Source organism: Arthrobacter sp. K410C, from assembly GCF_059090105.1.
Genome location: NZ_JBNHFJ010000003.1, coordinates 299,719 through 307,608, shown reverse-complemented (window position 1 = coordinate 307,608; position 7,890 = coordinate 299,719). Strand labels below are relative to the sequence as shown.

The following is a 7,890-nucleotide window of genomic DNA, read 5'->3' as shown; positions in this document are numbered from 1 at the left end:
AGGAGACCTTCCGCAGCCGGGAGTCCTTCAGCAGCGGCCCGGAAATCCCCGACGCGGACGAGGAGGCGACGACGTTCAATACCCCGGATGGCAGGCCGGCGTCGAGCATGGTCTGCGCGAAGTACTGGGCCGTCAACGGAGTGAGCTTGGCGGGTTTGAGGACCATGGTGCAGCCGGCCGCGACAGCGGGTGCGACCTTGCGGGTGGCCATCGCGAGCGGGAAGTTCCAGGGGGTGATGAGCAGACAGGGGCCGACGGGTTTGTGCTGGACGAGGATTTTGTTCTTGCCCTCGGGAGAAGTGAGGTAGCGGCCGTAGTCACGGACGGTTTCCTCGGAGAACCAGCGCAGGAACTCCGCCCCGTACGTGACCTCGCCGCGGGCCTCGGCCAGCGGCTTGCCCATCTCCAGCGTCATCAGCAGCGCGAAGTCCTCGGCGCGCTCGGTGACCAGGTCGAAGGCCCGGCGGAGGATCTCAGCCCGCACCCGCGGAGCTGTCCGGGCCCAGGAGGCCTGGGCGGCATCGGCCGCATCCAAAGCCGCAACGGCGTCCTCACTCGTGGCCGAGGCGAGGGTGGCGAGGACCTGCCCGGTGGCAGGATCGTGCACATCGAATGTGCCGCCGTCGGACGCGTCCACCCACTCCCCGCCGATCAACAGGCCGGTGGGCACCGACGCAAGCAGCGCGGCCTCACGCTCCGGCGATACGGCAGGGGATGAAGGGGCGGTGGGAAGCACGGAAGAAACTGTCATCGAATAAGTCCTTACAGAAAACTGGAAGCTGTAGTGCAGGCAACGGCGGCGGCGGAACCCGGTTCCACCGCCGCCTGCCGATTTACTTGCGTGTTTCGGGCTCCGGAGCGAGGAGCTTGTTGAGGTCGCTTTGGGTCAGGACGCGGGTCCGCTCGAATCGGGGGTCGTTTCGGAGTTCGATGACCAGGCCGATGCCGAGCAGGGCGACGATGACGGTGAACGGCAGGGCTGAGAGCATAGCTGCCTGCTGGAGTGCGCCCAGGCCGCCGACGATGAGCAGTACCACTGCGCACAGGCCGGTGAGTAAGCCCCATGTAGTGAGGATGGGCTTGGTGGGTTTGAGGGTTCCGCGGGAGGACATCATGCTCAGGACATAGGTGTTGGCATCAGCACCGGAGACGAAGTACATGACCACGAGGCAGATCGAGATGACCGAGGTGACACCGGACAGCGGGAGTTCGGCGAGGGTGGCGAAGAAGGCTGAGTTGACGTCCTCGAGGGCCGCTGCGCCGATCTGGCCGCCGTTGTCCATGTCGAACTTGATGGCGGAGCCGCCGAAGATGGTGAACCAGGCGAAGAAGACGACGCTGGGAACGATCATGACGCCGGCGACGAATTCACGGATGGTGCGTCCCTTGGAGATCTTGGCCAGGAAGACGCCCACGAAGGCACCCCAGCTAAGCCACCAGGCCATCATGAAATAGGTCCACCACTGCATCCACTGGACGTCTTCGGGAGTGCTCGGGGTGAGCAGGCTGACGGCGAAGAATTCGCTGGCGTACTGGCCCAGGGAGCGGAAGAACAGGTTGGAGATGAAGTTCGTGGGGCCAGTGAACAGTACGTAGAGTCCCAGGCCCGCGGAGAGAACCATGGTGGTCTGGCTCAGGTATTTGATGCCCTTGTGCACGCCGGAGAGGGCGGACAGGGTGAAGAGCACGGTGATGACGGCGATGATGATGATCTGGCCCACGAGGTTCGAGGGGATGCCCAGGACGCGGTCGATTCCTTCGCCAATCTGGGAGGCGCCCAGTCCAAGGGATGTGGTGGTTCCGAACAGGGTGGCGATGATGGCGAAGACGTCGATCATCTTGCCGAACCAGCCGTCCACCAGCTTGCCGAAGATCGGGCGGAGCATCGGTGAGACCAGGCCGGCGTTGCCGCGGCAGTGGGTGGAGTAGGCGATGGCGAGGCCGAAGACACCGAATACTGCCCAGGCGTGGGGTCCCCAGTCGAAGTAGGAGAACTGCATGGCCCGGACGGCGGCTTCCATCGTCCCGGCCTCGGCCAGGCCGTGGGGCGGTGAAGCGAAGTGGGAGATGGGCTCGGCGACGCCGTAGCTGATGAGGCCGATTCCCATGACGGCGGAGAGGATCATGGCCAGCCAAGCCCAGGTGCTGAACTCGGGTTTGGCGTCCTGGGCGCCGAGTCGGATGCGTCCGAAGCGGCTGGTGCCGATGTAGATGAGGAGGCCGATGCAACCCAGGGTGACAACGAGGTAGCTCCAGCCGACGCTCTGAGCCACCCAGTCCATGGCAGTAGTCATGACGCCGCTCAGGCTCTCCGGTGATACCGATGCCCAGATGGTGAAGGCCCCGATGAGTCCAATGGAGGCCCAGAAGACGGCTCCAGGCCTGTTCCGCAGGCGGTCTGCCGTTTCCATAGCAGTTTCGCTGGCATTGGGGGAGTTGAGGGGATTGCGGGTATCGCCGGAGGCTGTGGTGTCCATCAGGTCTTCGGCATTTTTGGTATGGCTCATGGGGGGCTCCAGATTGCGACGCTGCAGTGGGATGAAGTGGGGGCCTTCACGAATGGAAGTGATGGCGGGCCGGCCCGGGGGACTGGGGGCGCCGGGGCCGGTCCGCTTGACGGTGGATCAGAGTTCCTCGAGGCGTGCGCCGTCGAAGAAGTGGCCGGCTTTGTAAATCATGGGGTCGACGTCGGCCACTTCGGCGTGCCGTACGCGGCCGACGAAGATGGTGTGGGTTTTGGCTTGGAAGCGTTCCTTGATTTCCGCTTCGAGCGAGGCGGCGGAGCCGTCGATCAGGGGGACACCGTTGGGTCCGGCGTGCCATTCCAGGTCGGCGAACTTGTCCGGGGCCTTCGAGGCGAAGGTCTTTACGGTGCCGAGCTGATCGTTGCTGAGGATGTTGATCCCGAAGTGGGTCGATTGGAAAAGCGCCGGGTAGGTGGACGATGTCTTCTGGACGCAGACCAGGACCAGCGGCGGGTCAAGGGAGATCGAGGCGTAGGAGTTGGCGGCAAGGCCTCGCGGCGTGCCGTCCTCATCGGTGGTGGTCACCACGGTGACGCCGGTAATGAACTGCCGGTTGAAGCCCTTCATGATCTCCAGCGGGAGGTTGCCGGAGAGATTGTCGACGACTACTTCCGGGGTTTCCTCCTCGAAGGCGGAGCCAAGGGACGGAATACCAACGTGGGCAAGGAGTTCGACGGCGTCCCACGTCACCTGTTCGTAGGCGATCCGGCCGTCGCGCAGGGTGAGGGCATTGGAGCCACGGGTTTCCACGACGCGTCCTGTGGGCGGCACTCCCCGCAGCGGGCTGGTGAAAGTTCCGGTGGAGGTCCAGAAGATGGCCATGTCGTCACCATTGGCGATGACCTTCTCGATCCGGGTGGTGAGGTCCGGGAAGGCGGCCCGGACGTCGAGGATTTCCTGCTGCAGCTCTTTCAGGCCGGACACCTTTTTTGTGCCGGCGCTTTCCCGCTGGTAATCGGGGGTGACGATGGCGTCAAAAGCGGTGACATCCCCTTCGTCCCACGCTGCTGTCCAGGCGGCGGTCACGGTGTCATTGATTGTCTGTTGCATGCCACAACCGTAAGACGTCATGTGATCTGCGTCAATAGGAAGCTCAGAATCTCATACTGAGCCGCGACTTTTGGGGAACTCTTGACGGCCTTCTTGTATGCAACGTAGATTTGATGCATGCAAGAAACCACCCAGTTGCGGAAAGACCCGCAGGCGAACGGAAACCAGAGCAGCCTCCTGGCCAAGCTGCGGAAGCTGGTGCTAAGCGGTGAATACCCTCCCGGCGCGCCACTACCGGAGCTTTTCCTGGCAGAGGAATTTGAGGTAAGCCGTACCCCGGTGCGGGAAGCCCTCAAGCAGCTGGAAAACGAGGGCCTAGTAGAAATCAGGCCCAAGGTGGGGACCTTCGTGCGGATCCCCACGCGGCGCGAAATTGTGGAACTCTTCCAGTTGAAGGAAAGCCTCGAGGGCCTGGCCGCCAGCCTCCTCGCCCGGCGGGGACCCGTTCCGGAGTTGGACATCCTGAAACGCAACATCGAAGAGTCAGAGCGGGCCGAACGAAGGGCTGACACTGCCCGGTACGCGGAACTGGTCCACGAGTTCCACTGGACCATCGTCAAGGGCTCGGACAACTCCAAGCTTGTGGAGCACTACGGGCGGCTCATGAATCAGCTCGCCTACCACCGGATTGTCCTCGAAACCGTGGAGCGTCCCGCCCGCATGCGGGCCTCCATCCGCGAACACCAGTCCGTCGTGGATTCACTCCTGGAGAAGGACCCTGTAGGTGCCGAGCTCGCCATGCGCGGGCACGTCAACGCCTCTAGCCTGGCCGCAGCGCGCGGCGTAGATACCGGCACCGTCGCCGGTTCTGAAAACGAAGCTTAGCCACCGAAAGGAACCCCATGACTGTCGCTAATTACCCAAAGAAGGGTTGAACCGTGCCCGAAACAACTACCCCCGTCGCTGAGGGAAACAAGCCTGCGTCCCACATCGATGATCTTGCGCGCGCAGTGGGTGTCCGCAAAATCACCGTCCTGACCGAAGAAGTCCTCCGGGATGGTTCCTGCGCACTGCCCGCCAGCGTGACGCGGGCGGCCGCGGCGGCCGTCATCCGGAACCCCTGGATTGGCTCGGCTGTCTCCACCGACCTTGCGCCCGAAACGGAACGCATCGCCCCCGTGCTGGCAAAGATCCTCACCGATCGCCTCACCGCCGCCCTGGGCGGTGCCGGAGAAATCGAGGCCTTCGGAAAGTCCGCTGTGGTGGGGCTGAAGGGCGAGGTTGAGCACGCCGCGGCGCTGATCCATACACCGTACTTTGGCAACCTCGTTCGGGAGTTCCTCGAGGGCACGTCAATCCTGTCCTTCTCGGATGACCGGGCAGAACCGGGAATTTCCATCGCCGTCCCCATGTGGCACAAGGAAGCGGCCTCAACCCGCAGCCACTACCAAACCATCACGCTGAGCCTGAATGACGCCCCGCATCCCAACGAAATTGTTGTGGTTGCAGCCGCGTCAACGGGTTCGCGGCCGCACCCACGCATCGGCGACCGCACAACTGACCAGCCCGTAACCGCCCAGATCCTCGAAGGAATCCTGCAATGAACATCCGCAAAATCGTAACCCTGTCCGAAGAGATCCTGACCGAAGGCGGCCGTCCCGTAGAGCCCGGAGCGCGGGTGGCCATCGCCGTCGCGGTCCTGGAGAACCCGTGGGCCGGGCAGGGCTTCGTGGAGGACCTGACCGAGGGCATTGACGCCACCGCCTCGGACCTCGGCGCTCTCCTGACCCCCAAAGTCATCGAAGCGCTCGGTGCACCCGTCGAGGCCTACGGCAAGGCCGCCATCGTGGGCATCGAGGGGGAGATCGAGCACGGTTCGGCGCTGATCCACACCCTTAAGTTCGGTGACCACTACCGCAAAGCCGCGTCAGCCACCACGCTGCTTCCCGCCGTCGAAAAGCGCGCCCCCGCAGGGACAGTCTTCGACATCCCGATGAAGCACATCACGGACGCCACCATCCGGTCCCACCACCAGAGCGTGGAGGTCAGGATTGCCGATGCTCCCCACGCCGGGGAAATCCTCATCGCCCTGGCCGCGTCCGCCCAGGGCAGGCCGCAGGAGCGCCTGGCACCCTTGTCCACGGAGCAATGAGCCCCATGCCCGAAACGCCCGTAGCCCTCCTGCACGGCGTTGGCCTCGACTCCACCATGTGGGAGCCCGTCCGGGACGCCCTCAAGCGGAACTCTGTGGCCATCGACCTGCCCGGCCACGGGCAGCAGCCGGCACTGCAGCATGAAACCTCGCTCGCCGAACTCGCCAGGGACGTGCTGGTCCGCCTTCCCGAGAAGAGCCACCTGGTGGGATTCTCCCTCGGGGCACTGATCGCACAGTACATCGCCCGGTTCAACCCGGAGCGGGTGGAGACCCTCACATGCGTGAACTCGGTCTGCCGCCGGACAGAGACCGAAGCCCAGGCAGTCCTGGCCAGGCTTGCCTCTGCGGAGCAGGACTTCCCCGCGACCGTTGAGGCCTCCATCGACCGCTGGTACGCCGGCACTTCCGTCCCCACGGACCTGGTGGAGGCAACCCGCCGCACCCTGGCGGCAAACGACGTCGGCTCCTTCGTCCACGCCTACCGCGTCTTCGCCACTGGAGATGCGGTGATCGGCCCGGAACTCGGCAACATCACCGTCCCTACCCTGGCCGTCACGGGCGAGCTGGACCCCGGATCAACACCGGACATGACAAGGCGCCTGGCAGAGGCAGTTCCAGGCGCAAAAAGCCTCATTGTGCCGGGCGCCCGGCATATGCTGCCCGTCCAGGACGCCGATGTCCTGGCCGGAGCCATCAACGACTTCATCCAAGAATCCGAAGGAGAACGGGCATGACGCTTCGACTCGACCACTTCATCGGTGGTACCTGGTCCGCTCCCGCTGGCGGCGAATACTTCGCCAGCACCAACCCCGCAACCCTGGAGGTCCTCTACGAGGCCGCCCGCGGAACCGAAGAGGACGTCCGCCGCGCCGTCGCGGCCGCTAAGACCGCTTTCGAGTCCCCGCTCTGGCGCGGACTCACGGCCACCAAGCGCGGGCACCTCCTGCGCCGTCTCGGCGACCTGATCGGTGAGCACGCAGAGGAGCTCGCCGAACTTGAAACGCTGGACAACGGCAAGCTCCTGCGCGAGATGCGCGGCCAGCTCGCCGGCCTGCCCGAGTACCTCTACTACTACGCCGGGCTCGCGGACAAGGTCCAGGGCAGCCAGATCCCCACCAACTCGGTCACCATGCTCAACTACACCCAACGGGAGCCGCTGGGTGTCGTCGGGGCGATCACGCCGTGGAATTCCCCGCTGACGCTGACGACGTCGAAGCTCGCCCCCGCACTGGCCGCCGGCAACACCGTGGTCATCAAGCCCAGCGAGTACACGTCCCGGACCATCCTCCGCGTGGCCGAGCTGGCCTCCCAGGCCGGTTTCCCGGACGGCGTGGTCAACGTTGTCACCGGGTTCGGCCAGGAGGCGGGAGCCGCACTGGTCAGCCACCGCGACCTCGCCAAGATCTCCTTCACGGGATCCACGCAGACCGGAGCCCGCATCGCCGCGGAAACCGCGTCACGGTTCATCGGCTCCACCCTGGAGCTTGGCGGCAAGAGCCCCAACATCGTGTTCAACGACGCGGACGTGTCCAACGCCGCGATGGGCGTCATCGCCGGGATCTTCGCCGCCGCAGGGCAGACCTGCATCGCCGGCAGCCGGGTCTTCGCGCACCGCAGCATTTATGACGAACTCGTCGAACGCGTGGCGGAGCGGGCGGCATCGATCATCATAGGTGACCCGCGGCTGGCAGAGACCGAGCTGGGCCCCCTGGCTTTCGGCGCCCAGCTGGACAAGGTCAGCTCCTACGTGGACATCGGCGTCAAGGAAGGCGCCACGGTCCGCACCGGCGGCCACCGCCCGGAGATCGACCTCCCGGGCTACTTCTTCTCGCCCACGGTCCTGACCGACGTCGACAACTCCATGCGGGTTGTCCGGGAAGAGATCTTCGGGCCGGTCGCCGCGATCATGCCGTTCGATTCCGAAGACGAGGTGGTTGGCCTGGCCAACGACACCGAGTACGGGCTGGCCGCAGGGGTTTGGACCCAGAACCTGGCACGCGCCCACCGGATGGCCCGCCGTCTTGAGGCCGGCACGGTGTGGGTCAACACCTACCGCGCCATGTCCCCGATGTCACCGCGCCAGGGTTTCAAAAACTCAGGCGTAGGCATCGAGCACGGCCTCGAGTCCATGCATGAATACACCCGGCTCAAGAGCGTCTGGATCAACACCGACGAAGGCCCGGTGTCCGATCCGTTCGTCCTGCGCAGCTAAGGAAACCC

8 protein-coding genes are annotated in these 7,890 nt (G+C 64.8%); 5 read left to right on the top strand and 3 right to left on the bottom strand.

Annotation, left to right across the window (positions count from 1 at the left end):
- The 3 genes from AC5RU7_RS08215 to AC5RU7_RS08205 all read right to left on the bottom strand — a co-directional run.
- A partial coding sequence (locus AC5RU7_RS08215; RefSeq protein ID WP_494051840.1) for an aldehyde dehydrogenase family protein occupies positions 1–751 on the bottom strand: 751 nt, incomplete at its 3' end.
- Positions 752–833: 82 nt separating this feature from the next.
- Positions 834–2,507 carry a BCCT family transporter gene (locus AC5RU7_RS08210; RefSeq protein ID WP_494009598.1) on the bottom strand — a complete coding sequence of 558 codons (1,674 nt, stop codon included), beginning with the start codon at positions 2,505–2,507 and terminating at the stop codon, positions 834–836.
- A 117-nt stretch (positions 2,508–2,624) separates the two neighbouring features.
- Entirely contained in the window at positions 2,625–3,575 is a 951-nt protein-coding gene (locus tag AC5RU7_RS08205; protein ID WP_494009597.1) for a flavin reductase, read from the bottom strand.
- Between the two features lie 117 nt (positions 3,576–3,692).
- Here AC5RU7_RS08205 and AC5RU7_RS08200 point away from each other — a divergent pair, with 117 nt between their 5' ends.
- Genes AC5RU7_RS08200 through AC5RU7_RS08180 form a run of 5 tightly spaced genes read left to right on the top strand, consistent with a single transcriptional unit; the run spans position 3,693 to position 7,882 of the window.
- Positions 3,693–4,400, top strand: coding sequence for a GntR family transcriptional regulator (locus AC5RU7_RS08200; RefSeq protein ID WP_494009596.1), 708 nt, complete (start codon positions 3,693–3,695; stop codon positions 4,398–4,400).
- 53 nt (positions 4,401–4,453) lie between these two features.
- Positions 4,454–5,119 carry an amino acid synthesis family protein gene (locus AC5RU7_RS08195; RefSeq protein ID WP_494009595.1) on the top strand — a complete coding sequence of 222 codons (666 nt, stop codon included), beginning with the start codon at positions 4,454–4,456 and terminating at the stop codon, positions 5,117–5,119.
- Positions 5,116–5,667 (top strand): amino acid synthesis family protein, encoded by a 552-nt coding sequence (locus AC5RU7_RS08190; protein ID WP_494051839.1) that lies wholly within the window; start codon positions 5,116–5,118, stop codon positions 5,665–5,667. Before AC5RU7_RS08195 ends, AC5RU7_RS08190 begins: the two co-directional genes overlap by 4 nt.
- Entirely contained in the window at positions 5,664–6,404 is a 741-nt protein-coding gene (locus tag AC5RU7_RS08185) for an alpha/beta fold hydrolase (RefSeq protein ID WP_494051838.1), read from the top strand. Before AC5RU7_RS08190 ends, AC5RU7_RS08185 begins: the two co-directional genes overlap by 4 nt.
- Entirely contained in the window at positions 6,401–7,882 is a 1,482-nt protein-coding gene (locus tag AC5RU7_RS08180) for an aldehyde dehydrogenase (RefSeq protein ID WP_494051837.1), read from the top strand. The genes AC5RU7_RS08185 and AC5RU7_RS08180 overlap by 4 nt, the downstream gene beginning before the upstream one ends.
- Positions 7,883–7,890 lie beyond the last annotated feature (8 nt).